Below are 26,588 nucleotides of genomic sequence, written 5' to 3'. Positions count from 1 at the left end.
ATTTTAAAAAACTATCTTATGAAATAAGAAGGTATTGGATTAATTTCTAAATACCTCCTAAATGATTAAAATTCCATTTTATCCAAATAAACAAGTTGTGAGAATTGGAAATGAACATTATAACTAATAAAAAGGATTTAATAAATATAATATAAAAATGAAAAAGATGGAACGGCAAAGGAATGTTTTGCATCCATTTTGAGCTTCATTTAAAGACAATATTATGTAGCGAAGCGCTCTTCGGAGTACTTGGCAGGCAAATAATCCGAAGTATAATGACGTTAAAATTTTCCGTTGGGTATCCCGTCAGCCACGGCTGCGACTAACTTTCGTAGTGTCTCCCGTTAGAAGGGAATTCAAGTTCCCAGATGTTGACCGTACTCATAGCGAAGGCTAGGCAGGATAAGGTGTACTCATGGTTGAGTGCTCGGTAAAGTGAGACCTGGGCGAGTCGGGAGTAGTTATACCTACTTCCGGCACCTTAAAAATCCATACTCGACTGAAGCGCCAATAATGTGTTGGTGTTTTTTAATTTATAACTAAATGGAATCTGTCCTTTATTCAAAGGGCAAATTTCTCCTCCTCTCCCTCGCACCAATTTGCTGGTTTCATAAGCTTTGAATAAGAATCCTCTTTAAGAAAAACAAAAGACATAGCTCAATTAAATTGAAAATCACGTATTATAAATTTTATTAAATTTCAATTGGTGCTTTTGTTTGGAAAGCTTAATTTTGGTTTTCGTTAAATTGATTAATCATTCATTAAATCAGAACTGTCATATAAAGTTACCGGTCCTTTTTAGCAGATATCTTTGTAGCGTCAGTAAAATAGCGGTTGGTAATGACTATCTTTTATGGTGGCGCTTTAGTAACTGGCTACTTCAATCACCTTATTTATTTCATCGACACAAAATCTTTTTCATATTGCATTGTCTTGTGCCACTGATTTCTCTCTTTTTTTTCTTAATGATTAATCCACACCCAAATCACCAGAGGAGTTTGTTATTTTGATGTGTAGCCTTGACTTCTGAAAAAACATTGTGATGAAATAAAATGATTGTAAAACTGCTCGTATTGATAATTCGTTATTTAATGAAACAAACAGGTAAACACCCCTACATCTTTTATTTAAAAAAAGTGTCTGCGACCTAATGTCAAGACATGTTGAGTGCAGAAACAAAAGAAGCAGTTTAACTTTTCAACTGCATTAGCATTAAATGATTTTACACATCGCTTCTACAAAACCTTATTAATTCAATACTTAAAGACCTATTTCTACCCCGATCACCGGTATACCTAGGTAAAAACGAGTTAAATTTAGAAACGATAAAGCACTCACAAATTTTGATAAATCAATGTTTGTGAGTGTTTTTTGTTTTGTGGAAAAGAGGATGAAAAAGCTTGGTTTTGAAGTCGTTTATACATTCTTTACACAATTACCAAAATTACCCGGTTAAAATTTCATATAGTTATAAAGATTTGATTATTTCTATTATCAAATTGTATGTAATTTTGTCAGCTCGCCCTTGTCGGTATGCTTATTCCAATAGACTTTATAAGGTTTCAAACTTAATTCAGAGAAATTCAACAGGTTTCCGAAAGAGCTGCGAGTTCACGGTGCCGTGATAATCTGAAGGTTATTTCGCAAGGTCCGAAGCAGATGAATGCCCCGCAGCTAAGCCTAGTTCAGAGGGACAAGCTGCATTATTTAATATAGTACGACACGATACTCTTATTCTTTCAAATAGCATTTCCATAATATGATTAATGATTATGTTTATTTAGTATTTTATGTGTTTTAAAAATATTTAGAAAAATATATTGTAGATTGTATACAATATGTCGTATAATGAATTCAATACAAAAATGGGAGGAGGTTAATAATTGAGATGAAGTTAGATAAAATTAAATCTGTTTCTATTGCTTCGGAAGTTTTTAATCAACTCAGATTAAAGATAATTAATGGTGAACTAAAAAATGGACAAAGATTAGTAGAAATGGATCTAGCTAAGAACTTAGGAGTTAGTAGAACTCCAGTCAGAGAGGCTATTCAACGATTAGAACAAGAAGGATTAGTTGAAATACTCCCGAGAACACACAGCCTAGTCAAAGGAATATCCTTAGAATCCATCAATGAAATTATCCTCATTCGTTCCTTATTAGAGCCTACAGCAGCTAAAGTTGCAGCAACAAAAATCACCGACGATCAGCTATTGAAATTAAAAAGCTATCTAGAGCTGTCAGAAGTCTACTTTCAACAAGGTAGAGTTGATGAACTTATGAAGGTCCATGACCTATTTCATGCGGAAATCATCAAAACCTCTGGCTTAATCAGATTAGTTAATATTCTAGAAAATTTACATGATTATATAGTTCATTTTAGACATTCCTTTTTAAGTAGACCTCATCTAGTAGAAAGATCCATTAAGGAGCACTTAGAAATATATGAGGCTTTATGCAGAAGAGATCCAGAACTGGTTGAAGAAGTATTTATCAAACATTTAAGTGGAATTACAGATTATGCAAAAGTTGTAATGGAAGATAATACGCCTTCAGAACAAATAACTTCGAACATATAGGAGGGTTGTAATGAATGATATTAAATCTACAAATGTTCGTGAGGAAATCAAAGAAACTATTCGAGTTTTAAGCGAGGAAGTAGGGCAAAGATTTGCTGGTACAGAAGGTGAATGGAAGGGGACAGACTATATTTATCAACGTCTTAATGAAATAGGAGTAGAAGCTGAGAAGCAAGTTTATCCTTTTATTGGTTGGGAGCCTAAAGGATCGCCTGAACTTGAGATTCTATATCCAATATCAAAAGTATTAAAAACAGCCTATCTATTATTTTCCGGGTCCACACCTAGTACTGGAATTAGTGGGAAACTTACATATCATGGGATAAAAGGATTGATACCTGGCGTTTATGATATGCCTTGTTACAACGTCTTAGGCGCAGAAGGCGAAATTTTAGCACAAATTGTTGTAAATAGCGGTGGCGATCCGATTGCATTACTGAATCCAAGATCAAAATTCCCTATTCCTGCAGTGGTTATGAGCTTTGAGGATCATCTTCATGTACAGGAACTTTTAAATGAAGGTCATGAAATTGAAGTATTTGTAAAAGTGGAAGGAAATATAAAGGAGTGTAAATCTGCAAATATCATTAGTCATCCATACAAATCCAAAAATACTATAAATAGGAAAAGGGTGATTGTCTGCGCTCACTCTGATACTACATTAAACACTCCTGGGGCTTATGATAATGGTTCAGGTATAGCTGGAATCATTGAAATTGCGAGAAGACTACGCAGTGAAAATTATGATTTTCCATTTGATGTTGATGTCATTGCATTTTCCAATGAAGAAGTCGGTTTTATCGGTGCAGACTATTACGTAAATGATTTAAAAGAGAGAGGAAGACTTGATGAAGTAGCAGCTGTAATAAATCTTGACCAAATTAGTGCAGGAGACAAAATTTGGTCATGGGTTGGACCGGAAGATTTTCGTCAAAAAGTAAAAGATAGTTTTAGAGAATCTGGGGCTTATGAGAGAGGCGATTTTGAAGTTGATGTTGATACTCCTAAGGCTGGAGCAGATGAATGGATGTTCCATCTAGAAGGTATTCCAACAGCACTGCTCATGTTTTGGAGATTGCCAGACTATCACCGTCCGACAGATACAATAGAAAAAATTGAATATGATAAAGTGGAGCTTATTATTGAAACCGTTTTTAATTTACTTAAACGAATAGAGTAAGGGTGAACAGCTATGTCAAAAAAAACTATCGTCCTTCTATTGGCTCCGTCTGTCTTAATTCTATTGGGATTTTTCATTCTTCCTTTAATTGTTGTCCTTAATAATTCTATTTTGGATGAGAACGGAAGTATTACATTCCAGCATTATCTTTTATATTTTCAAGATCAACACTATTTGTCCATTACGTTCCGATCTTTAAAAATCTCTTTAATTGCAACTTTCATTACTCTGGTAATCGGTTATTTTATCGCATACTTTACAACCAAATATATTAAGAAAAAGCTGTTGAAAAGAATTGCTTATATCCTGATCATTTCCCCATTATTTACAAGTGCAGTTGTCAGGTCATTTGGCTGGATGGTGATTTTGGGGAATAACGGATTTATCAACAAAACGTTAATGGGACTTGGTATCATCTCTGAGCCGATAAAGCTTCTGTATAACGAAACGGGAATCATAATTGGCTTGGTGTATATCTTAGCTCCTTTTATGATCTTATCTATAACAACAGTTTTAGAAAATATAGATACTAGATTTGAAGAGGCTGCTGCCGATTTAGGACTAAGCCCTTTACAAACTTTTATAAAAGTAACTCTCCCACTGACAGTCCCAGGTATTTTAGCTGGAAGTGTTATGGTTTTCTCTTTAGCTATCAGTGCATACGTAACACCTGCCATGCTTTCTGGAGGAAGAGTTCAATTAATTGCTACTGTTATCTATGAACAGATGATGCAAGTGTTTAATTATCAGTTTGGCTCAGCTGTTGCTTTTGCAGTCTTAATCTTTAGCTTCCTGATTATTGGACTGAATCATTATTTATTAAGATCTGACTGGGTTGAGGAGGGAAGACGTTGATTTCTAAAACAATTATGTGGATTGTGGGCTGTTTCCTTTTTCTATTCCTAGCCTTCCCTCTATTGGTTCTAATTAATGTTTCATTTACAGAACTAAATTATTTAAGCTTCCCTGGCAAAGGATTTACATTAAAGTGGTATCAAAAGCTTTTTGAAGATGTTTCTTATGTAGAGTCCTTCCTATATAGCTTCAAATTATCTGGTGCAGCAACACTCTGTGCAATATTGATCGGTATTCCTGCTTCTTACGGTTTAGCAAGGAATACTTTTAAAGGAAAGGGGATTGTGATGAATCTAATTTCATCTCCTCTCCTGCTTCCTCAAATTTTCTTAGGATTGGCTCTGCTACAGTTTTTTTATTACTTTACGAACAGTCCACAGAATTTCGTAACCTTAGTATTTGCACATATCGTTATTATTTTGCCATATGTTGTTCGGACATGCGTGAATAGCTTTATAGGGATAAGCCCATATATAGAAGAAGCGAGCAGGGACCTGGGTGCAGGAGCATGGAAAACCTTTTTCTCCATAACATTGCCACTAATGAAATCAAGCATTATTGCTGGAACTCTATTTTCATTTGCTGTCTCTTGGATAAATGTAGAAGTGACCATTTTCCTTACAGCAGCCGATCAAATGGCACTTCCTGTTAAAATGTTCAATTATGTTCAGTATAATATCGATCCAATGATTGCTGCTGTTTCCGCTGTAACAATTTATATCGCTTTTATCCTAATTCTCATTATTGATATGTTAGTGGGAATTGAGAATATTGCCTCAAAATAAAACAGGACACTAGGGGGGTTCTTTATGAAGAAATTAAGAGTGTATGCAATATTATTCGTAGTTTTGTTAATGGTTGCTACTGGTTGTGGAAAGCCTGTTCAACCCAAAGGTGATGCAACTGAGGCTAATACAGATGTAAAAAGTCAGGAAATATCCATTGCCATTTTTGGTGGTGATTGGGGAGAAACTATTAAAAAGCACATAATTAAACCTTTTGAACAAGAGACCGGCATTAAAGTGAATATCATTGAAGGGAATTCAACAACAACTTATTCTCGTTTATTACAGGAAAAGGGCTCTCCTACTATTGATTTAGCTTTATTGGACTCAGGAATTTCCGAATTGTCATATCAGAATGAAATTGTCGAAAAACTTGATAGAAGCAAATTTAAAGAAAGCGATTCTCTTTTACCTGAGGCATTTCAAGGAATTGATGATGAAACATTTGGTGTAGCTCTTGGATATTGGGGTTTAGGAATCGTGTATAACAAAGACGTAGTTAATAATCCACCAAAATCATGGAAGGATCTTTGGAATGACGAATACAAAGGAAAATTAACAATTCCTACACCTGCAACTACTGGAGGACTCCCTTTATTAATGCAAATTTCTGAGCTGGAAGGGGAAGAAAAAGGGAAAGTGGAAAAAGGACTAGAAAAATTGAAGTCTTTAGATGTAGTTGCATTTTTTGACGGATCAGGAGCTGCTACTAATTTATATCAAAGCGGAGAGGCTTCAGTTGGAGCACATTATGGTGGACCCGCATATGTAATGAAAGACCAAGGTCTGCCGATTGAGTTTGTCGTACCAGAGGAAGGCGTTCTAGGTGCAGGTAGCTTCTGGCATGTTGTGAAAGGGACAAAAAAGTCCGATCAAGTCTATTCCTTCTTAAACTATGCTACTTCAAAGGCTGCACAGGAAGGAATCGCTAATGACTTATATCTAGCACCAGTTCATAAGGATGTTAAATTAGATGAAAAAACGCTTGAAAGAATGCCATATGGCAAAAACGGATCACTTCAGGATTTAAAAATGCCAGATTACAATCTCATAAACAAAAACAGGGATGAGTGGAACGAACTCTGGAATAGACAAATGGGAAGTTAAGGAGGTTTCAATTATGACAGCGGTTCCATTAGCAGAAACCCGTAACTTACATCAGGCCGAAGAAAAAAATAGCATAATTGAGTTTAATGAGGTGACCAAAAAATATAATCAGGCAATTGCAGTTGATAACATTTCCTTAAGTATAAAAGAAGGGGAGTTCCTTTCCCTTCTTGGTCCCAGTGGGTGTGGTAAGACCACCACTCTTCGAATGATTGGCGGGTTTGAATTGCCAAGTCAAGGAAGCATAAAGATTGACGGTAAAGAAACAGGTAAATTACCACCTAATCACCGTCCAGTTAATACCGTTTTTCAGAACTATGCATTGTTTCCTCATTTAAGTATCTATAATAATATCGCTTTTGGACTAAAGCAAAAGAAAATATCAAAGGCTCAAATTACAAGCGAAACAAATGAAATTATCGAAATTATGGGATTAGAGGAGCATAAAGACAAATATCCAAGGCAACTGTCTGGCGGTCAGCAGCAAAGGGTTGCATTAGCTAGAGCTTTGGTGAACAAGCCCAGAGTGTTGCTCCTAGATGAACCACTCGGGGCACTAGATTTAAAGCTGAGAAAAAAAATGCAGTTCGAATTAAAAAAGCTTCATGAACAATTTAAGATTACGTTTATTTACGTCACTCATGATCAAGAGGAAGCTTTAATCATGTCAGACCGAATTGCGGTTATGAACAGTGGGAGAATTGAACAAATTGACACTCCCGAACAAATTTATAGCAATCCAAAAACGCTATTTGTTGCTGATTTTATCGGGGAAACTAACGTAATAGATGTAAATTTATTACAAAACAAAAATAAAGAAAATCTAATGAAAGAGTTTTCGCAAATTTATACATCAAATAAAAAACTAGTAATTAGACCTGAACACTTAAAAATATCGAATAATCCCTTTTCTTCAGACCAAATTTCATTTGATGCAAAAATAAAAAATGTTCATTTTGTTGGTTCAAAAAGAGTAGTTGAGTGTGTATCAGGTTCTCAGGAGATTATTATTAATCTACCTGATGAAGAAATTTTGGATTATTTAACTGAAAGTAGTATTTCCTTGAGTGTTAGGAAGGACTTGGTTAGAGTACTCTAAAGCAACAGTTATAACAAATATAATTATGTTCCAAGTAAGTAAATACAATATTTTGTTTATCCTAGTCTTATTTATTTCTTTAATAGGAATGTTATTCATTCCTGATGTAATGCTATGTAATCCTAGATTAATAATCTAGTAAATTTAAATATAAGGGAGATATAAAAAATGAATTTTACAAATGTTGTTCAAACTATTGAAACTCATACTTTTGGAGAGCCTACAAGAATTATTAATGGTGGATTATTAAAACTTAAAGGAAATACTGTAGCAGAGCAAAGAGACTATATGGCTGAACATTATGAATGGTTCCGTAACGCTCTCATTCAAGAGCCTCGTGGACATCGTGATATGTTTGGAGCAGTTTTGTTACCTCCTCTTAGAGATGATGTTGATTTTGGAGTCATTTATATGGATAATACAAACTTTTTAAATATGTGTGGGCATGCAACTATAGGGGTAGCAACCGCAATAGTTGAAACTGGATTAGTTGAAGTGAAAGGTCCAGTAACTGAACTGGTTTTAGAAACACCTGCCGGCCTCGTTTACCCGCGAGTTAAAGTAGAAAATGGCCGTGTTGAGTCAGTGACTTTTACAAATGTTCCAGGATTCCTTGAACAAAGGGATGTTGTAATAGATGCTGGAGAGCTTGGGGAAATTACGGTAGATATTAGTTTTGGTGGAAACTATTTTGCATGGGTTAATATTGAGCAGTTAAATGAAGAAATCCATGTTTCAAATGGAACTAAACTTAAAGCATTGGCGAAAATTATTAAACAGCATGTAAATGAACAGGTAAAAGTACAACATCCTACTAAACCTTATATTAACTATATTGATATTGTCACTTTTTACGGAAAGCCTCAACTTTATCCGGAAGCTACTTATAAGAATGTTCATATGTTTAGTGAACAGCAAGCTGACCGATCACCTGGTGGTACTGGTACAACTGCTATGGTCGCAAGAATGGTTGGAAGAAATGAATTAGATTTACATGAAGAAGTAATTTGCGAGGGATTTGTTGGTGGTAAATTTATTGGAAAAGCTACCGAACGCACAATGCTTGGCGATAAAGATGCAGTTATTACAGAAATAACTGGATCGGCCTTTATTACAGGATTCCAAAATATTTTAATTGATCCAAACGATCCATTTAAACACGGATTTATTGTAGATTAATATCACTAGAATTGTTCAAGCGAAGAGCGATCTAACGAGTTAAGATCGTCTCTTCGCTTTTTGAAATGTTAAGAGATGGTGGATGGGTTGAGGCTACTTCAACTGGGGAGGCTTTTGAATTACATAATAGAGATTATTCTACGTATATAATTGTTAATAGAACAGATAAATATACTGAGTAATCCATCCATGCTTCTAACTAATCTGTGAATGCGATTTTCCCAATTTTAGCTGCTAGCCCTCCTAAGACATTTATCCAACCCAATGTGCCTATTCCTACATTCTTATGGTATATTGAAATAGCATTCTATAAGATGAAGGAGCAGTCATGATGAGAAGAGAATGGTTTCTGCGCTGGTCTTTTTTTGTTTTTGGATTAATGATTTTGGCTTTTGGGATTTCTTTAACTATTAAAGGGAAACAATTGGGGATAGGACCGTGGGATGTTTTTCATTACGGGTTATTTCTCAAATTGGGGCTCTCCATTGGATCTTGGTCAATTATAAGTGGATGTTTACTGTTGTTGATTAGTTCCTTAATAAAAAAGGAATGGCCAAAAATAGGAGCACTTCTTAATATGGTGTTTCTTGGATTGTTTATTGATTTTTTTAATTGGCTGCTTCCAACAGTTGATAGTTTAATAGGTCAATCAATAGTGTATTTATTCGGTGTAATTTTTTTAGGTTTTGGAATTGGTTTATATGTTTCTGCTGACCTTGGAGCAGGACCAAGAGATAATTTTATGCTTTTGATTGTTGAAAAAACGGGCTGGCGCATCCCATGGGTACGAAATGGGATTGAAATAATAATATTTCTTTTAGGCTGGTTGTTAGGTGGCCCTGTCGGAATAGGGACGTTGTTTATTGCTTTTGGTTTAGGGCCAATCCTAGGAATTTCAATTCCTCAATGCAAGAAATTATTTTATCTTTGCCTCAAACAAGAGACTTCGACTATTACAAATACATCCATTAGAGGAATAAGAGACTGACTTGGCAAAGTCAGTCTCTTATTCATGTGCGCCCAGCATGTGTACAGTCTATAGGGATGAGTCCCAAATTGTGAAGGCAGAAATAGCTGTAGCTTAACACAAGGGTGTCTGTGTTGCGCAGAATCTGAAGGAAGTGAGCGGCAACTAATTTCAATTTGTAATGTCAATTTTTAAAAAATTCTAAAATTAATATTGAATTACTATTTATATTGTAATACAATTATAATCATAGAAACAAAAGTCATTCTAGAAAAAATAACAAATGAGGAGGATGTTCATGAACTATGAAGAAAAATTAATAAAAGCTGGATATAAGCTACCAGATCCAGCACAAGCAAATCAACGACCGTTTGAAGATGGCATTAAAACCGGTAATTTACTTTTTGTATCCGGAAATGCAGCAAAGGTAGACGGTGTATTGAAATATAAAGGAATTGTGGGAGATACAGTTTCTATAGAAGAAGCTCAGGAGGCAGCCAAAATTGCCTTTACAAATTGTCTAGCTGCTGTACGAAATATCATGGGAAGTCTCGATTCTATCAAAAAGATTGTTAATATAAAAGGTTATGTTGCAAGCACACCGGATTTTACTGATCAACCGGAAGTGATGAATGAAGTTTCATTCTTGGCAAGTGAAGTATTTGGAGAAGCAGGAAAACACAGTAGAGTAGCAATGGGAGCTGCATCTCTTCCGGGAGGAACACCAGTAGAAGTTGAAATTGTGGTCGAAGTATTTTAATAGAAAAAACATATAATTTTATCGAAAGAGGGTAGAAAAAAATGATAGATTTTCCAAAAGAAATGCCATTAGGGATAAAACAATTGTTCACAAGTGTTACCCAATTAAAAGAAGGCGAGAAAGTACTTGTAATCACCGATGATAATAAAAGGGATATCGGAGAATTTGTTTATAAGTATGCAAAAGAATACTTTGATACTACGATGATTGTTATGAGTCCAAGAGACGGACATGGCGCTGAGCCAACTGAAGCCGTCAGAGCAGCATTAAATGGATGCGATGTAGCATTTGGTGCCACAACCATGTCGATGTACCATTCAAAAGCACGGTTGGAAACAAGTAAAAACGGAAGATTGCGTTGGGTGGGGCTACAAGATTATGCTCTACATATGTTTGAAGAAGGCGGCCTAACCGCTGATTTTGATGAAGTAAGGAAGGTCATTGATCGGGTTTCTGAGTATTATCAAGGTAAAACATTTACACTCACTGCTCCTGGAGGAACTAATATGGTGTGCAGCATTGAAGGACGTAAACCTGTTTTCGATTATGGGACATCGAGAGAGCCAGGTTCAGCTTCATTTCCACCTAATGCAGAAGTGGCCCTTGGTCCAGTCGAAGGTACAGCAAATGGTGTATTGGTGTTTGATGGAAGTATTCCTCATCCACTCCTAAATTTACTTGATGAACCTGTTACATGCAAAGTTGAGAACGGTTTCATTACAGAAATTACGGGCGGGCGAGAAGCGGATATTCTTCGCAAAATTTTGGCTGATTTCAATGATCCGACAGTGTATAATATCGCGGAACTTGGCCTCGGATTAAATAAAGAAAACTATTTGTGCGGACATATGGCTCCCGATGAAGGTTCATTTGGAAATATTCATATTGGAATTGGAAAAAACTTGAACTTTGGAGGACATGTAGATTCCCCGCTGCATCTTGATTTAGTCATTAAAAATGTAACAGTTGTAATTGATGATTATTCAATAATGAGAGACGGAGAATTGTTAGTCTAACGGATCAGTTTAAAAGTTTTTATAGGTATGACCGAATGAAGAGACAGGAAGGGAAGTCCCTTCCTAAAGTTTTATTAAAAGACTTTCGCGCATCTACAATTCGTAAAGATTCAGTTAAGAGGTAGATAAATAAAATTATGGAAGAAATTCACTTGCCAAACGGTAAACACTTACAAGGAAATGGTGAACCTTAAACCCACGGCATCATGTAAGTGGCATTCTTAAAACCAATAAATCATTTTATGAAAGGAATAATGAATAAATATTCATTATACAAGGTGGTTAAATGGAAAAGATGAATAAAATACTCCCTCTTTTGATAAGCATTGCCTTGGTGCTGGTGTTAATTGGTTGTTCTGCTACGGCCAGCAGTGATATAGGTAAATCTAGTGATATTGGAGAAAAACGGATTATCAGCATAGCGACGGTACAGCCAGATGATCATTCAATCACTAAAGCTCTGTACAAATTTAAAGATTATATTGGAGAAAATCTTGGGGATAAATTTGAAGTAAGGATTTTTAATAACGCTGTAATGGGTGGGAATACAGAGGCAATTGAATTGCTGCAGATGGGTAGTCTCGATATTGTTGCTACAAGTGGAAGCAATCTGGAGTCCTTTGCCAAAGAATATAAGATTTTTGGTTTACCATATTTGTTTAATGATGAAGCAAGTTTTCGAAAAGTCATGAACGATGAAGATTTCATAAAGCAAATTTATAACTCTACTGTTGATGACGGGATTCAGGGTGTAGCCTGGTTTGCCAATGGTGTTAACAACTTTTATTCTTCAAAGAAGTTTGAAAATCCGGAAGATTTAAAAGGGTTGAAGATACGCGTACAATCCAGTGAGGCGAATGTCAAGATGGTACAAGCATTTGATGCTGCGGCAGTTGTGATGGCTCATGGTGAAGTATATACCGCATTGCAAAATCGTGTGATTGATGCCGGGACTAACCCTGAGGTGGCGTTAGTTAGTTTGAAGCATGGTGAGGTTGCAAAATATTATTCCCGGACAGAACATCAGATATTTACAGATATGCTCGTAGTCAATTCCAAATTTATGGATTCTCTTACGAATGAAGAAAAGGAAATCTTTCAAAACGGCTTTAAAATGACTACTCAAGTTCAAAATGAGGAATGGGATCAGCATATTCCGATATTAATAGAAGAGGCAAAGGAGATGGGGGTTGAGTTTATTACTGTCGACAAAAAGCCATTTGAAGAAGTGCTAAAACCGGTAACTGAAGAATTGCTAGATATGTACCCAGAATTAAAGCCTTTATATGAAAAGGTTCAAGAAATCCAGAACTAAATGAAGGGAGAGGATGAGATGAAAAAGTTTAAAAATATTTTGGATAAGGTGCTTTCCGGTGTGTGTGCTGGACTTCTTGCTTTTATGACGCTCATTACCATTTACCAGATTATGATGCGGTATGTATTTAATAGCCCAAGTACTATGTCTGAAGATATATTGAGTTATTCATTTGTCTGGGTTTCGTTGCTGGGAACAGCATTGGTATTTGGCCAAAAAGACCATATGAGATTATCTTTCTTTTCTGATAAGGTGAAAGGAAGAGGGCAAATAGCAATATCCATCTTTTCCGAGTTGCTTATTTTGGCCGTAGCTATTAGCGTCTTTTTAGTTGGCGGAAAAGCGGTGATGGGGGTCGGAGCATTACAGATTTCCCCTACGCTGAGCATTTCTATGGATTGGATTTATATCATACTTCCGATTAGCGGAGTTTTGATCGTTATCTATAGCTTAATTAACATAATCCAAACGATACAGGAATTTAATGAGAGCGGAAAAGGGGAATTGCAATGAGCATAGCACTATCAGCAGGCTTATTAATTTTTGTTGCGCTAATAATATTATTGCTGCTGGGCATTCCGATTGGAATCTCACTGATTATTTCATCGATTTTAGCCATTGTTTACTCATTAGGTTTTTCAGCAGCGATACCAGCATCAGCATTAAAAATGTTTCAGGGGATTAATATTTTTACACTACTGGCTATTCCTTTCTTCATTTTGGCAGGCAATATCATGAACAAAGGTGGCATAGCAGTCCGACTAATTAACTTTGCAACTGCCTTGACTGGAAGAATTCCAGGATCTTTAGCCCATACTAATGTAGTAGCGAACATGTTGTTTGGATCCGTATCCGGTTCAGGAGCAGCAGCTGCATCTGCAATGGGAACAATTATTGGTCCGATCCAAAAAAAGGAAGGATATGATGAGGACTTTTCAGCAGCCATTAACGTTGCCACGGCTCCTACAGGGCTATTGATACCACCAAGTACTGCTTTGATTACGTACGCCTTGGCAAGCGGGGGTACTTCTGTAGCTGCGCTATTCCTTGGTGGAGTCATTCCGGGAATATTATGGGGTCTAAGCTGTATGGTTGTCATATATTTCTATGGAAAAAAGAGAGGTTTTGTTGCAAAAAGGCCTATAACAGCTAAAGAATTGCTTAAAGTAACGTTTGAGGCAATTCCGAGCTTACTGTTAGTTTTTATCGTTATTGGCGGGATAGTCGCTGGTGTATTTAGTGCTACTGAAGGTTCTGCCATTGCAGTTGCTTATTGTTTATTGCTATCCATGTTATTTTATAAAACGATAAATATGAAAGATTTATATAGTATTTTGCTAGATAGTGCCAAGTTATCGGCAATTATCATGTTCTTAATTGGTGCATCCAACATAATGGCATGGGTAATGTCATTTACTGAAATTCCTTCTTTAATAGCTAATGCAATATTGGGAATTTCAGAAAATCCAATTATTGTATTACTGGTAATTAATTTACTATTGCTGTTTGTCGGTACTTTTATGGACCTGACCCCTGCAATATTAATTTTCACGCCAATTTTATTGCCTGTGTGTACAGCGTTAGGAATGACACCTTTACATTTTGGTATTATGCTTACGTTTAATTTGAGCATTGGAACCATTACACCACCAGTAGGTAACATCCTCTTTGTAGGTATAAAAGTCGCCCAAAGAAAACTGGAAAGTGTCATGCCGCACCTTTTTAGATTTTATGCAGCGATTTTCGTTGTTCTTATGCTAATCACATATGTTTCTTGGTTTTCAACATTCTTGCCAAAGTTAGCAGGTTACTCTTGATCTGATTAATCAGAATATTAATTATTATTTAAGCTTTTAAAGTTTCTATACAAATTGCATTTCAACAAGCTATTGTAATACGAACGTCATTAAACTTGTAATAGTGGCTGACTTGTGAAATCGTAACTGAGTACTATTTGATGTACGTACAATTACAACATGTTGAGAGAATGATTTAATTAGATTTCCCAATAATTATGGAGGATTAGAAATGAATAAACTAAAAAAAGCACTAGATAATAATCAAATTGCTTATGGTATTTTTTCAGCTTTAAAAGATCCTGCAGTTATAGAAATATTGGGGTATGCTGGCTATGATTTTGCCGTCATTGATTTAGAACATTCCACATTGGATCTGTCAACAATGGAACATATGATTAGGGCAGCCCAGATTGCAAACATAACATCCGTAGTTCGAACTCCTCAGGAAGATTACGGTACTATTTTGAGGGCTGTAGAGGCAGGTGCAGATGCAGTAATGGTACCGCATTTAATATCAAAAGCACAAGCTGAAAAAATAGTGGCAATGGCAAAATATCAACCAATTGGCCAACGAGGTCTAGATGCTTCAACAAGATTAGCCAAATTCGGTGGTGTAAGTGTGAATATTGAAAACCATATGAGAAGCCAAAATGAAAGATTACTAGTTATCGGGATGATTGAAGATGCTGAAGCAGTCTTAAATATTGATGATATTGTCACTACAAAGGGCTTAGATCTATTATTTATTGGTGCAACTGATTTATCTGGATCGTTTGGTTATCCGGGGGAAGTAACTCATCCAATTGTCCGTGAAGCGATTCAAGAGGTAATTAACAAAGCAAATAATGCTGGAGTCAAAGTGGGTATCCCGGCTTTTAAACCAAATCAAGTAAGAGAAGTAATAGATATGGGTGTTAGTTACCTTACAACACCTGCTGTAGATGCCTCATATTTAACGCAAAGTTTAAAAGCTCATCTTGAATCTGTCAAATTATGATGATGTAGGCAGACAAATATTAACAAGGAGTTGTTAAAGTGATGGACATAAAACAGAAATTACTAATGTTATTTGAACACAATAAGATAGATAGCGGATATTTTGATGTAAATGCTTTTAGTGTAGAGGCAACTGTATTTACTAATAAAATTCGAGATATAAAAGCAAATAACACATTACTTACCCATGAACCCATATTTTCACTTAATCAAAAAAGAGGTGAATCTATTAAATGAGTAAATCAAATGTTTTAGAATGGAGTATCGAGCAGCTAAGTAAGAGCATAAAAGAAAAAGAAATTTCTCCTGTTGAAGTGTTAAACACAAGCCTCAATTTGATTTCAGCGAAAAATAAAGAGTTGAATGCGTTCATTACAATAATAGAAGAAGAATCAAAAAAAGCTGCTAAACGAGCTGAAGAAGAAATTATTAATGGTAATTATAAGGGTCCGCTTCATGGAATTCCTATTGGATTAAAGGACTTAATTTGTACTGCAGGAGTGAAAACTACCTTTGGTTCTGAAGTATTTAAGGATTATATTCCTAATTTTGATGCAGAGGTTGTTACGAAATTAAAGGACGCTGGAGCCATTTTGATCGGCAAATTAAATATGCATGCATTTGCTTATGGAACAACAGGAGACCGATCGTTTTTTGGACCAGTTAAAAACCCGCATAACCCTCAAAAAATAACAGGAGGGTCAAGTTCCGGATCCGGAGCAGCTGTAGCTTCCTATCTATGTTACGGCTCAGTTGGCTCGGATACAGGGGGATCGATTAGGATGCCTGCTTCGATGTGTGGAATCGTAGGAATGAAACCGACGTTTGGAAGGGTGAGTAAGTATGGATCCATACAATTGTGCCCAACATTAGACCATCTAGGTCCTATGACTCGAACGGTTACCGATAATGCTCTGATGTTAAACGCATTGTCTGGTTTTGATAAAAAAGATAGCTATTCGGCTTATTCCAATATAGAAGACTTTACAGAAGGTATTAATATAGGGATTAGAGGTAAAAAAATCGGGATTCCTACTTCCTTTTATTTTGATATTATTGACACGGAAGTTCGCCGTGTGTTTGATTTAGTAGTTGAAAATTGCCGACAACTTGGTGCCGAAATTGTGCCCGTTGAGCTTTCTGGTATGAATGAACTTCTTACAGCACAGCAAGTTATTTTGGCTGCTGAAGCATATACATCGTTAGAGAAAAATTTAATAAATACGCCCGAACAGATTGAAGAAGAAGTAAGATCAAGAGCGATTGCTGGGATGCTTATTCAAGCTAGTGAATATATTCAAATGTTACAAATAAAACATAAAGCAATTGATATGCATAACGAGGTTTTTAATAAGGTTGATGTAATTTTGACACCTACTTTGCCGATGGTACCAACTAATATTGAACAGAGAGAGACAAATTCTTATGGATTACAGGAGCATGTCCGTATATTTGCGCGATTAACTGGTCCAAGCAATACTACCGGGCTTCCAGCAATTTCTGTTCCAGGTGGTGTATCGGAATGTGGGTTGCCGATAGGCGTACAATTTATTGGAAAAGCCTTTGCTGAGGCTGAACTTTATCAATTTGCTTACGCGCTAGAACAAACTGAAATATACAGTTCAGCTCTTTCTTTTGATAGAATTGCAAATTCCAACTTGGAAGAAGTAATGGAGTAGTCGGAAGGGGGATAAAATGGAGATTTTTACTCTTGGTGATAAAAAATATCAGGCAAAAAGGGACTGGATACAGTTACCAAAAGATAAATCATTAAATAATATTTCTGGGATTTCTACTGACAATAAGGGACGTATCTATGTGTTACAACGAAGTAATCCATTTATGTTAATTTTTTCAAAAGATGGTGAACTTGTTGATGAGTGGTTCGATGAGACTCTCTCAGATGGTCATTATTTTCGAATAACAGTGGATGGTAGAGTATGTGTGGTTGATAGAAATCATCATAGGATAGTAATATTTAATAGTTCGGGAGAGATTCTTCAAGTTATTGGGGATCAGGAGAATCCGGGTGGTTTAGGTGTACCCTTTAATCATCCTACAGATGTAACTGTGAATGATAATGGTGATTTCTTTGTTTCAGATGGTTATGGAAACTTTTCTGTACACCACTTAAATTCGAGTGGTGAATTGATAAATACTTGGGGAATACCTGGAAAAGGTGAAGGGGAATTTACAGTACCCCACTCAGTATTGATAGATCAACAAGATCGTGTCTTAGTTGCTGATCGTGAAAATAATAGAGTTCAAATCTTTAATCAAAAGGGAGAATATTTGGATGAAATTAAGAATCTATATCGTCCAATGAGTATCTATGAAGATAAGGATGGTTTCTTTTATGTAACTGATCAGTCACCCACATTAAGTCTGCTTAGTCCAAATGGTGAACTTCTTGGAAGGTTTCTTACTTTGGGAACAATCGGACATGGTGTGACTGTTGACGAAAATGGTGATATTTATATTGCTGAGATGTTTCAAGATATGATTATTAAATTTATACGTTTAAGTTAAAAGACTTAAAAAATTTGTAAGCCAGTGTGTAACGATATTCCATCGCGGACACACTGGCTCTCTTCTTGAAAGGATTGTGTTCACCAAAAGCATTCCTGCCGGTTCACGTGGGACCAGCATGATTACATAGGAATGAAGGATTAGAGAGTCGTTAATATCGTTACGATAAGAGGATTAAGCATGTAAGTGAGGATTTTAAATAGCAGATCAGGGAGTAAGAAGCAGTGCCATCATGAAAAGAAAACGGGTCCGATAATGGACTGCTTTTGCCCTTAATTATAAAATTACATATCAGTCTTTGCTAGGGTGGTTCTCAAGGACTTTTTTCCGAACATAATTCAAATGTTTATACATCTGTTTATATGACTCATATGGATCCCTCTTCACAAGTGCTTCATATATGGCAGTATGATGCTCAACTGTAATCTCGGGTTCCCGATACTTAATGAGACTGTCGGTTTTTTCATGAGTAATAAGCAGGGAATCAATCATTCCTTCCAAAACGGGATTTTTTGCACTTAGTGCAATAATTCTATGAAATTCTCTATCATGAGAACCATAATTTCCGTCAGGACTGTTAGAGATAAGATAAATTGTTTCTTTTAATTTCTTCAGGTCTTCCTCTGTAATTTTTTCGGCAGCAAGATTAACTAAACCCAGCTCCAATGTCATTCTGGCTTCAATAATCGCAGGTAAATTATCCATCGATAATGCCAGCATCACCATAAATGGGGTTTTACCGATTTTTTTATTTATAAAAGTACCCCCACGGGGCCTTTTGGTAATCATTTCCAGAGTTTCGAGAGAACTTAGCGCTTCGCGTATAACTGGTCTGCTTACACCTAGTTTCTCCATTAATTCTAATTCCGGGGGGAGCCGGTCCCCTGGTTTCAACTGACCGGTTTGCAGAAGCTTAACAATCTGATCCAAAACCTGCTGAGACAATGTATTCCTAGTGATTGATTCCACGGTATATTTCTCCATAAAAACCCTCCTTATTTAATTATTGTATGACAATTTAACTGTTTGTTCAAGGTTTTTCATTAATAATGAAATATTAGTCAAAAGAGTAGTGTGATTGTTAAATTTATACAGTTACAATGATTAGTCTTATTTTAACAGAAACAGCCATTAAGAACTTAAAGTCAGTACTAACGAAATTTAAGATATTGTTTCATTATCAGCAGTATCCGAGGAAATTGCAGGGGTTACTAGATTAATAGATTAGAATTTTTATATTTGACAGAATATTTTAATTGTATTACAATAATACATATAGAAATTAATTAATTATTTTGAAAGGTGGATTTCATATGACAACGCAAAAAAGGCAGGCGCCAAAAGGGATTTTAGGATTTCCAGTAGCTCCCATGGATACAGAAGGGAATTTGGATTTAGAGGGACTGGGGAAGAATATTGAGTTTTTAATTAAAGAAGGATTGTCTTCTATTTTTGTAGCTTGTGGAGCGGGAGAATTGCATGCACTTAGCAATGAAGAATACAGATCCATAGTGGAAGTTGCTGTTGAAAAGACAAAAGACAAAGTTCCGCTTTATACAGGCGTTGGAGGAAACATTACGCACGCTTTAAAGCAAGCGAAGATTTCTGAAGAGTTAGGTGCGGATGGGTACCTGATTTTACCGCCATATTTGATCGATCCATCACAGGATGGCCTTTACGCCTATTTAAGCGAGATTATTAAAAGCACAGATTTGAATGCAATTGTATATCAGCGTGATAATTGCATTTTTGAAGCTGAAACACTTCAGAAACTATGCGAACTGCCACAACTTGTCGGGTATAAAGACGGCCTTGGTAATATGGAAAAGAACGTGGAATTTACACATCTGATCGGGGATCGTCTAGAGTGGATCAATGGGATGCCGTTAGCGGAAGTAACTATGGCAGCGTATGTTAACTTAGGATTCACCTCTTATTCATCAGCGATTTCAAACTATATTCCTCAAATTTCAGCGAAATATTACGAAGCGCTTCTAAATGGCAATAAAGAAGTGGTGCATGACCTGTATGAAAATGTGATTTTCCCGATTCATCGTATCCGTAAACAGAAGAAAGGTTATGCCGTTTCGCTTATCAAAGCCGGCATGCAAATTGTTGGTCTTCCTGTGACAACAAATGTCCGGGCGCCAATCGCACCTGTTGAAAAAGGGCATTACGAAGAGCTAAAAGTCATTATTGAAAAGGCACAGAAAAAGTATCCCGCAAAAGTAGCGGCTGTTTAATAGGAGGCAATTATGACTACAACAACTGAAGCAAAAATAAAAACCTATTTGAATTATATTAACGGCGAGTGGGTCGCTTCTGAAACAGGACAGACAGGCATTAGCAAAAATCCTGCTCGGATTGATGAAGTTGTAGGGGCTTATCAACTTTCTTCAAGCAATGATTTCGACAAAGCAGCTACTGCTGCACGGCAAGCCCAAAAAGCGTGGCGTAAACTTGCTGGTAATGTGCGTGGCGATTATTTGTTGAAGGCTGCGTCCATTATGGAAGAGAGAATCGATGACATTGCAACGGCCATGACACTTGAAATGGGCAAGACTTTCCCAGAGGCGAAAGGCGAAACGGCACGTGGTGTAGCCATAATACGCTACTTTGCAGGCGAAGGAATGCGGTCGGTTGGTGATGTGATCCCTTCGACTGACAGCGAAGCATTGATGTTCACAACAAGGGTTCCTTTAGGTGTTGTTGGTGTGATCACGCCTTGGAACTTCCCGGTAGCCATTCCGATGTGGAAAATGGCCCCAGCTCTTATTTATGGAAATACGGTAGTTCTTAAACCCGCGAGTGAGACAGCGGTTACGAGTGCAAAAATTATCGAGTGCTTACATGACGCAGGAATTCCTGCAGGTGTTGTGAACTTGGTGACGGGCTCCGGTTCCCTAATTGGACCGGAAATGGCAAACCATAAAGATATCGATGCCATCACATTCACAGGATCGAATTCGGTTGGAAAACAATTGGCGCAAATCGCTGTTTCAAGGGGCATCAAATATCAACTTGAGATGGGAGGGAAAAACCCTGTAATTGTTGCGAACGATGCAGATCTGGATTTGGCCGTTGAAGCTACAATCAGCGGTGGATTAAAATCTACTGGACAAAAATGTACAGCAACGAGCCGGGTAATTGTTCAACAAGATATATATGAAGCATTTAAAGGGAAGTTGCTTGAAAAAGTTGCTGAAATCACCGTTGGGGACGGGATGGAGGCAGGAACTTGGATGGGGCCAAGTGCAAGCCAAGGTCAATTGGACACTGTACTTTCCGCGATTGAAAAAGGAAAAGCGGAAGGGGCTACACTTCTCCTCGGTGGAAATGAAGTGAAAAAAGAAGGTTTGAATGGATACTTTGTGGAGCCGACTGTTTTTGAAAATGTATCTTCTGACATGGCCCTTGCGCGAGAAGAAATTTTTGGACCGGTTCTTGCTCTGATGAAAGTAGATACGATTGAAGAGGCACTTGAATTGGCAAATGACTCGGAATACGGACTGAGTGCTTCCATTTTTACAACGAATATTAGCAATATGCTGTCGTTCATCAATGAAATGGATGCAGGTCTTGTTCGCATCAATGCAGAAAGTGCGGGGGTTGAATTGCAAGCTCCTTTCGGTGGCATGAAGCAATCCAGTTCTCATTCACGTGAACAGGGGCAAGCGGCAAAAGAATTTTATACATCAATTAAAACGGTATTTATCAAATAAGAAATAATGTATGGGAGTTATGCGAAGAGACACTTAACTCCTTATTATTCTAATCCAGATAACTTTGCATCACTTCAAATTATAATAGAAGCATTGCGGGATAGACCAGCAAAAATCGTTGGTCTATATTCCGTTGTATAAGGATTTCGGTGAAAAAGAACAAACGTGTTGAGGAGGATGACCATGCGTTTTATCGACGAGCAAGAGATAAAAAGCCTGATTACAATGGAAGATATTATCGATACTATTGAAGATTATTATTTGAATGACGGGGAGAAAAAGTCGCTCGTTCCGGAACGATTATTCATTAATGATGACGACAATTCTGCGTTATTGATGCCCTCTTTTTATGAAAATTATTATGGGGCGAAACTGATCGGGATCGCTCCAGGAAATGCGGCAATCGGTGAAGCAACGTTGAGGGGGATCTTTTTATTGAATGAAAGGAAGACAATGAAACCACTTGCCATTTTAGATGCACGAACTATCACTGCGATGCGGACCGGGGCTGTAAGTGGATTGGGCATGAAATATTTGGCTTCTAATGAGACATCAACCATCGGCATTATTGGAACTGGCGATCAAGGATGGAGTCATTTGCAGGCAGCATGCGCTGTGAGGAAAGTGCACCGGGCTTTAGTTTATAATCGGAGTGTTGAAAGACTAGATTCGTTTGTAGAGAAGGCTAAGAGGGAATTTCCATCTATTCACTTTGAAATTTCAGAACCCGAAACTATTTTGAAAGAATCACAAGTGATCATTACAACTACAACTTCAACGGATCCGGTTATCCCTTACGATGGCAAGGTAGATTTGACTGGGAAACATTTTGCGGGTTCGGGTGCATTTAAATCATTTATGCAGGAAATACCAGATGCAATTATTAAAGAAGCTGATTATATTTACGTTGATACAAAAGCGGCGTTTTCGGAGTGCGGTGAAATGATAACCGCTAAAACCTTTGGCCATAGTGAGAAGACAGTTCCCGAACTAAAAAGCCTTATTCAAGGCGGTAAAAATGAAGAGATGAAGGGAAAAACAACCATTTTTAAGTCGGTAGGCGTCTCCATTTTTGACATCCTGACAGCGAAATTGGTGTATGAACGACTGAAGAAATAAATTAATACAACATTATAGATTTCACCCGAGGAATGGGACTGTTTGGAGGATTGGATGAAATCCATTGAATAAAAAGGTTATTCATTAATAAAATTGATTCACTTTTGACTATAAAAATATTAAAAGNNGAATTTCAATTCCTCAATGGAAAAAAAAAATACTTTTGCCTCAATCAAGAGATTTCGACCATTACAAACACATCCACTAGATGAATAGAGACTGACTTGTCATAGTCAGTCTCTATATGATAAACATCAGTAGGAATCTTTCTTTTTAATATCAAAGTTCCATTTTGAGCCCCAAAACTGCATTTTAACTCCTCTTTTCGCCTCAAAAAATCACTTTTGGCTAGAAAAAACACGTTTATGGCTTTTTTAACGAATTTCCTTTTTTTGTATATTAATACTAATGTTGAGCTACCTAGGAATATATGCATCGTGCACAGTCGAAAGGCTATGAAAATGGAAAAATTAAGTTATGAAACGAGACTAAGTCTAGAAGCTAGTTCGCCTGTCCCCAGTGGTAATATTTTAGCCGAAGGGGGGCGCCTTTATTTAACGTGTTTGCTAAATATCCAGTGCCTAATCTTTTTTACAGGAAAAGGGTCTGGCATTTTTTTATTAAAAAGATACGCTTTCATTTTCAAATGTTATTGAGCTATTAAGCGAAAATAAATTACATAAAAAATAAGTCATTCATATATTGATAGGTTTCAGTTATCAATCAAAAATAATACCGAATTTTCTAACTGTTCAAACTATTATACAATAAGGTCAAGGAGGGGATAACAATGAAATTAGGTATAGTTTTGGCTAAAGATAATGAAACAATTGTTCCAATTGTAGAAGGAGAGATTGCGAGAATTTATGACACAGATACAGGGGAGTGCACTGATTCACCTAATCCAGCTTTAGGCCTTACAGAAGGTCGGAGAGGGGCTACGGTTAAGTGGATGGTTAGCCAAGGTGTTAAGGTTTTATGTGCACCTCCAGGAATGCTTTGTGAGTTATCCTATTCAAAGGCACAGGAGGAGCAGTTGAAATTTTTCAGGTTAGAATCCGGAACTAAATTTAATGAATTGAAAACTAAATTGAAGAACGGTGAAGTTACATTAAGTGTCAATCTACCAAATAATGAGGTGGAGCCCAGCCAACCTACTAAATAATAGGGAGAGGAAAGTCGACATGGCAAAAAAGGAGTCTAACAAGTTACCAGGAAGATCTGAATTCGGCCCTTTAAAGGGGCTGAAGGTTCTGGATATAGGAACACTTATTGCTGGTCCTTTTGGGGCGGGCCTGCTCGCAGACTTCGGAGCGGATGTAATAAAGGTTGAATTACCCAATGTCGGTGACCCTATTAGACAATATGGGAAGGCAACAGCGAACGGCAGCTCACTTGCCTGGGTAGATGGAGCGCGCAATAAACATTGTATTACTTTGGATATGCGTCAAGCTGAAGGCCAACATTTGATTAAGCGGCTAGTTAAGTGGGCAGATATTCTAGTTGAGAATTTCTCCCCTGGAACCCTTGAATCTTGGAATCTAGGATATGGTCAGCTGTCTGAAATCAATCCACGTTTAATAATGGTTAGAGTATCGGGCTATGGTCAAACAGGGCCTTATAAAAATAAGCCAGGTCTAGATCGTATAGCATTGAGCTATAGCGGTATGAGCTACGTGTCGGGTCACCCTGATAAACCACCGGTAAAAATGGGTGTGTCGATTGCGGATTATCTTACTGGTACTTTTAATGCTCTTTCTGCATTAATGGCTGTCTATTATCGTGATGTGATAGGTTCAGGGAAAGGTCAAGAAATTGATCTAGCTCTATATGAGGCTCCTTTCCGTATTTCTGAGGATATAATTGCCAGTTATGGAGTTCATGGTGAGATAAGGGAACGAGTTGGCAATCGCCACCTTTCAATGGCTCCTGCAGAAACTTATAAGGCTGGAGATGGGCGTTGGATTACTATTCATGCAGGGCTTGATAACTCATTTAAAAGGTTAGCAACAGCTATGAATCTCGAATATTTGATAGAAGATCCCCGCTTTATTGGTATGCGTAATCGTGCAAACTATACAGATGAACTTAATGAAATCATTGAAGAATGGATGGGACAATATACCGGTGAACAAGTGCTTGCCATACTTGATGAAGCATGTGTCCCTGCAGCTCCGGTTAATAGTGTAGAACATATTTTTAGAGATCCTCATATTGCTGCTCGTGAAAATATCGTTGAAGTTCATGATTCTGAAGTAGGAAAGGTTCATGTTCCAGGGATAGTACCAAAATTTTCTCATACTCCAGGTAAGATTGCATGGTCAGGAAAAACGATGGGTGCTGATAATGATCAAGTTTATCTAGGTCTGCTCGAGTTAGATCCTGAAGAATATGAATTTTTAAAGGAAAAGAATGTAATTTAATTATTCATTGTTTGGATGAATTAGGAGGAATATTCCATGACCTTAAATGAACTGGTAAGGTATGAAAATATTGAACAAGTTGCAATGATTACTTTACAGAGACCTGAAAAATTAAATGCTTTCAATAAGAATATGGTTGAAGGTCTCTATAATGCGTGGTGCAAATTTGAAAAAGATGAAATGGCTAAAGTAGCAATCATATCAGGTGAAGGTAAATCGTTCAGTGCAGGGCTAGATCTTAACGACTTTACCCCAGTGTCAGCATCGATACCTGGTATTGGAGCAGAGGTTACAAAACCAATAATAGCAGCGGTTACTGGTTATTGTATTGGCATAGGGTTGGTTATCGCCATGATGTCTGATATACGGATTGCGGGAGAGAATGCTCAATTTATTTATCCGGAAGCTAAAATTGGATATACCGGTGGGGTAGGTTCTCTTTTGACAAAATATATGCCTAAGGGGATTGCTCTTGAAATGCTGTTAACCGGAAATGGTATCACTGCGCAACGTGCTTATGAGGTTGGTTTTGTTAATAGACTGGTTCCAGATGATCAAGTAATGGATGAATCCATGAAGATGGCACAAACGATATCCCAAAATTCCCCTTTAGTAGTGAAGGGTCTTAAGAAACTTGCAAATGATCCAAATATTATGGAATATACTGGGATTGGAAATAGGATTATCTCTAACATTGATAGAAGTGAAGATAGAATTGAAGGATTTAAATCATTTTTAGAAAAAAGGAAGCCTATTTTTACTGGGAAATAAACTTTTTGAATGAAAAGGGAAGGTAAATAAAAATGAAAATTATTGATTATTATGCCCTTTCAATTGGAGATAAGTTCAAAAGTAAATTTGTTATTACTGAACAATTAGTGAGAGACTATGTGGAGGCTTTACAAGATACCTATCAGCCTGGCAAAGTACCAAAATATTTATTTGCAATCTTTGCTCCTATATACGATGCTTTTGGCGGAAGATTATCACCAGGAACCATTCAAATAAAACAAAAGATGGAGTATTACATGGATGCAAAAATTGGAGATGAAATAGACGTAATTGTAACCATAAAAGATAAATATAAGAAGAATGAGAGAAATTATTTTATTTATGAAGTAGATTTCCTAAAAGGAAATGCATTGATATGTAAACATGA

General features: G+C 36.8%; 25 protein-coding genes. 24 read left to right on the top strand and 1 reads right to left on the bottom strand.

Translation table 11 applies throughout. The features are described 5' to 3' along the window. The first annotated feature begins 1,888 nt into the window (after positions 1-1,888). The 17 genes from V7127_RS03765 (at position 1,889) to V7127_RS03685 (ending at position 18,165) form a co-directional block, all read left to right on the top strand. Positions 1,889-2,578: a GntR family transcriptional regulator gene (locus tag V7127_RS03765; protein WP_335347309.1), complete on the top strand. Its 690-nt coding sequence runs from the start codon at positions 1,889-1,891 to the stop codon at positions 2,576-2,578. A gap of 10 nt (positions 2,579-2,588) precedes the next feature. Further along, positions 2,589-3,758, top strand: coding sequence for a M28 family metallopeptidase (locus tag V7127_RS03760; protein ID WP_335483666.1), 1,170 nt, complete (start codon positions 2,589-2,591; stop codon positions 3,756-3,758). Positions 3,759-3,770: 12 nt separating this feature from the next. Then, complete coding sequence (locus V7127_RS03755) at positions 3,771-4,613, top strand: ABC transporter permease (RefSeq protein ID WP_335483663.1); 843 nt, start codon at positions 3,771-3,773, stop codon at positions 4,611-4,613. Further along, positions 4,610-5,398, top strand: coding sequence for an ABC transporter permease (locus tag V7127_RS03750; RefSeq protein ID WP_335483660.1), 789 nt, complete (start codon positions 4,610-4,612; stop codon positions 5,396-5,398). The genes V7127_RS03755 and V7127_RS03750 overlap by 4 nt, the downstream gene beginning before the upstream one ends. A gap of 24 nt (positions 5,399-5,422) precedes the next feature. Beyond that, positions 5,423-6,505: an ABC transporter substrate-binding protein gene (locus tag V7127_RS03745; protein WP_335483657.1), complete on the top strand. Its 1,083-nt coding sequence runs from the start codon at positions 5,423-5,425 to the stop codon at positions 6,503-6,505. 13 nt (positions 6,506-6,518) lie between these two features. Then, positions 6,519-7,604 (top strand): ABC transporter ATP-binding protein, encoded by a 1,086-nt coding sequence (locus tag V7127_RS03740; RefSeq protein ID WP_335483654.1) that lies wholly within the window; start codon positions 6,519-6,521, stop codon positions 7,602-7,604. A gap of 168 nt (positions 7,605-7,772) precedes the next feature. Next, complete coding sequence (locus V7127_RS03735) at positions 7,773-8,783, top strand: proline racemase family protein (protein WP_335483651.1); 1,011 nt, start codon at positions 7,773-7,775, stop codon at positions 8,781-8,783. Positions 8,784-9,114: 331 nt separating this feature from the next. Beyond that, positions 9,115-9,771, top strand: coding sequence for a YczE/YyaS/YitT family protein (locus V7127_RS03730; RefSeq protein ID WP_335483675.1), 657 nt, complete (start codon positions 9,115-9,117; stop codon positions 9,769-9,771). A 277-nt stretch (positions 9,772-10,048) separates the two neighbouring features. After that, entirely contained in the window at positions 10,049-10,510 is a 462-nt protein-coding gene (locus V7127_RS03725; protein WP_335483648.1) for a RidA family protein, read from the top strand. Between the two features lie 41 nt (positions 10,511-10,551). After that, a complete protein-coding gene (locus V7127_RS03720) occupies positions 10,552-11,526 on the top strand; it encodes an aminopeptidase (protein WP_335483645.1) in 975 nt (324 codons plus the stop codon). 286 nt (positions 11,527-11,812) lie between these two features. Next, positions 11,813-12,841 (top strand): TRAP transporter substrate-binding protein, encoded by a 1,029-nt coding sequence (locus V7127_RS03715; RefSeq protein WP_335483642.1) that lies wholly within the window; start codon positions 11,813-11,815, stop codon positions 12,839-12,841. Positions 12,842-12,859: 18 nt separating this feature from the next. Continuing rightward, positions 12,860-13,354: a TRAP transporter small permease gene (locus tag V7127_RS03710; RefSeq protein WP_335483639.1), complete on the top strand. Its 495-nt coding sequence runs from the start codon at positions 12,860-12,862 to the stop codon at positions 13,352-13,354. 2 nt (positions 13,355-13,356) lie between these two features. Then, positions 13,357-14,658: a TRAP transporter large permease gene (locus V7127_RS03705; protein WP_335483672.1), complete on the top strand. Its 1,302-nt coding sequence runs from the start codon at positions 13,357-13,359 to the stop codon at positions 14,656-14,658. 211 nt (positions 14,659-14,869) lie between these two features. After that, the gene (locus V7127_RS03700) at positions 14,870-15,637 is read left to right on the top strand and encodes an HpcH/HpaI aldolase family protein (RefSeq protein ID WP_335483636.1); all 768 of its coding nucleotides are present in this window, start codon (positions 14,870-14,872) and stop codon (positions 15,635-15,637) included. A gap of 38 nt (positions 15,638-15,675) precedes the next feature. Further along, positions 15,676-15,873, top strand: coding sequence for a hypothetical protein (locus V7127_RS03695; RefSeq protein ID WP_335354420.1), 198 nt, complete (start codon positions 15,676-15,678; stop codon positions 15,871-15,873). Beyond that, positions 15,870-17,315, top strand: a complete 1,446-nt coding sequence (locus tag V7127_RS03690; RefSeq protein WP_335483633.1) for an amidase — start codon at positions 15,870-15,872, stop codon at positions 17,313-17,315. The genes V7127_RS03695 and V7127_RS03690 overlap by 4 nt, the downstream gene beginning before the upstream one ends. 16 nt (positions 17,316-17,331) lie before the next feature. Next, positions 17,332-18,165 carry a hypothetical protein gene (locus tag V7127_RS03685; RefSeq protein ID WP_335483630.1) on the top strand — a complete coding sequence of 278 codons (834 nt, stop codon included), beginning with the start codon at positions 17,332-17,334 and terminating at the stop codon, positions 18,163-18,165. 291 nt (positions 18,166-18,456) lie between these two features. On the opposite strand, the gene V7127_RS03680 is transcribed toward V7127_RS03685, so the two are convergent. Then, positions 18,457-19,149, bottom strand: coding sequence for a FadR/GntR family transcriptional regulator (locus tag V7127_RS03680; protein ID WP_335483627.1), 693 nt, complete (start codon positions 19,147-19,149; stop codon positions 18,457-18,459). 329 nt (positions 19,150-19,478) lie between these two features. Between V7127_RS03680 and kdgD the strand changes: the two genes are divergently transcribed. The 7 genes from kdgD to V7127_RS03645 all read left to right on the top strand — a co-directional run. Next, positions 19,479-20,408 carry a 5-dehydro-4-deoxyglucarate dehydratase gene (kdgD, locus tag V7127_RS03675; protein WP_335483624.1) on the top strand — a complete coding sequence of 310 codons (930 nt, stop codon included), beginning with the start codon at positions 19,479-19,481 and terminating at the stop codon, positions 20,406-20,408. Between the two features lie 12 nt (positions 20,409-20,420). Then, positions 20,421-21,887: an alpha-ketoglutaric semialdehyde dehydrogenase GucD gene (gene gucD / locus V7127_RS03670; RefSeq protein WP_335483622.1), complete on the top strand. Its 1,467-nt coding sequence runs from the start codon at positions 20,421-20,423 to the stop codon at positions 21,885-21,887. Positions 21,888-22,070: 183 nt separating this feature from the next. Next, positions 22,071-23,006, top strand: a complete 936-nt coding sequence (locus tag V7127_RS03665) for an ornithine cyclodeaminase family protein (protein ID WP_335483620.1) — start codon at positions 22,071-22,073, stop codon at positions 23,004-23,006. Between the two features lie 790 nt (positions 23,007-23,796). Further along, a complete protein-coding gene (locus V7127_RS03660; RefSeq protein WP_335483618.1) occupies positions 23,797-24,171 on the top strand; it encodes a hypothetical protein in 375 nt (124 codons plus the stop codon). A gap of 19 nt (positions 24,172-24,190) precedes the next feature. Beyond that, complete coding sequence (locus tag V7127_RS03655) at positions 24,191-25,429, top strand: CaiB/BaiF CoA transferase family protein (protein WP_335483616.1); 1,239 nt, start codon at positions 24,191-24,193, stop codon at positions 25,427-25,429. 36 nt (positions 25,430-25,465) lie between these two features. Beyond that, entirely contained in the window at positions 25,466-26,200 is a 735-nt protein-coding gene (locus V7127_RS03650) for an enoyl-CoA hydratase/isomerase family protein (RefSeq protein WP_335483614.1), read from the top strand. A 32-nt stretch (positions 26,201-26,232) separates the two neighbouring features. After that, on the top strand, positions 26,233-26,588 hold a 356-nt coding region (locus V7127_RS03645; protein WP_335483612.1), incomplete at its 3' end, for a hypothetical protein.

Origin of the sequence: Bacillus sp. JJ1773 (genome assembly GCF_036962035.1) — a bacterium.
GTDB lineage: Bacteria > Bacillota > Bacilli > Bacillales > Cytobacillaceae > Cytobacillus.
The sequence above is the reverse complement of the archived record's forward strand: the minus strand, read 5'-3'. Positions and strand labels throughout refer to the sequence as shown.